This window comes from Corynebacterium sp. HMSC27B11 (assembly GCF_001815985.1).
In the GTDB taxonomy this organism is placed as follows: domain Bacteria; phylum Actinomycetota; class Actinomycetes; order Mycobacteriales; family Mycobacteriaceae; genus Corynebacterium.
Genome location: NZ_KV823568.1, coordinates 1 through 1,578, shown reverse-complemented (window position 1 = coordinate 1,578; position 1,578 = coordinate 1). Strand labels below are relative to the sequence as shown.

Below are 1,578 nucleotides of genomic sequence, written 5' to 3'. Positions count from 1 at the left end.
CCCGTTACCTTGTGAGTGTCCCCGATAATGGGGATAGTCGCTGGTCCCGGTATGGCTTACCTGCCCTGTAGTTTCCATAATCCGGGGGGTGTTGCCGCCGGGTGCCAGGACTTTCGATGACAGCTGATAGGGACACGGCCAGTTTTAAACTAGGTCTCTTTGTAACGTGGGTGCTTGCAACGAAGGTCATGACACCAGCGACTGGAACAACGCCATACCCATCTCGTTTTCTAGGAGCTCATCATGTCTCCGGAGCATTCCATCGACATATTCCTTGGGCTAGACGTCGGCAAATCTGAACACCACGCCTGCGCCTTAGACCGTGATGGCAACAAGGTCTTCGACAAACCGTTGCCTCAACTCGAATCCGAACTAGCAGGCGTTTTTCACCAGCTTCAGAAGCTTGGCACCGTGCTCGTGATCGTCGACCAACCCAACACCATCGGCGCACTACCGATTGCTGTAGCCCGGGACTGCGGTTGCGAAGTCGGATACCTGCCAGGTCTTGCGATGCGCAAAGCTGCAGATCTCTATCCGGGACGTGCAAAAACAGACAAACGCGACGCATTCATCATCGCCGACACCGCCCGCACAATGCCCCACACGCTACGTGCCGTCGACCGCAATGATGAGGTACTCTCCGCCCTAAAGATGCTGTCCGGCTTCGATGATGACATCGCCCGCGATTGCACTCGCACTGTCAATCGGCTTCGCAGTGTCCTCACCCAGATCTACCCCAGCCTGGAACGAGTTTTTGCTGGTAGCACCCTGACTCGCACGCCGATCCTGGAATTATTGATCCATTACAAGGGACCGCAGGGGCTAAAAAGAGCCGGATACCAACGAGTGTTGAACTGGATGATCAAGCGCACACGTAAAGACCCCACCCCGCTGGTAGACGACATTTTTGCAGCGCTGAAAGCTCAAACAGTCACCGTGCCTGGAAGCGATGCCGCCGAGTTAGTAATTCCTCAACTGGCTGCAAACATCCAGGCCCTCAAAGAGCAACGAAACACCATTGCTGAGCAGGTTGAAGAGATGCTCGCTGATTTCCCTCTTTGTGAGGTCTTGATGAGTATGCCCGGAGTCGGCATCAAGACCGCAGCGCAGATCCTTCTTGCGATCGGTGATGGCTCCGACTTCGCTAGTGCTGGCCACTTAGCTGCTTATGCTGGAATAGCACCCGTGACTAGACGATCCGGTTCGTCGATCAGAGGTGAATTCCCGGCACGGTCAGGCAATAAACGACTGAAAAACGCCTTGTTCTACTCCGCATTCGCAGTTATCCGCAGCCACGAACCGTCACGGCGGTATTACGAACGCAAACGCGCTGAAGGAAAACGCCACAACGCAGCAGTCATCTGCCTGGCACGACGCCGATGCAATGTCATCTACGCGATGCTGAAAAACAAGGAGTTCTTCCGCGAAATCCCGCCACGCCCCGTCGCCGCATAAAGCCCGAAGACGAAAGCCGACCAGCACACGCTGGCCGGCTCCTAGGCACGCCTAAGAAACTACTCCCAAGACTGCGCTCGTCAACATCGGTCTGGCACTTGACAAACACATAGGGACCCCCCC

General features: G+C 55.6%; 1 protein-coding gene. It reads left to right on the top strand.

All coding sequences use genetic code 11. The features are described 5' to 3' along the window. The first annotated feature begins 243 nt into the window (after window positions 1-243). Complete coding sequence (locus tag HMPREF3097_RS07410) at window positions 244-1,455, top strand: IS110 family RNA-guided transposase (RefSeq protein WP_070563919.1); 1,212 nt, start codon at window positions 244-246, stop codon at window positions 1,453-1,455. The last annotated feature ends 123 nt before the right edge of the window (window positions 1,456-1,578 follow it).

Coding starts and splice junctions, on each gene's coding strand:
- HMPREF3097_RS07410 (WP_070563919.1), top strand. CDS start 244: ATGTCTCCGGAGCATTCCATCGACATATTCCTTGGGCTAGACGTCGGC.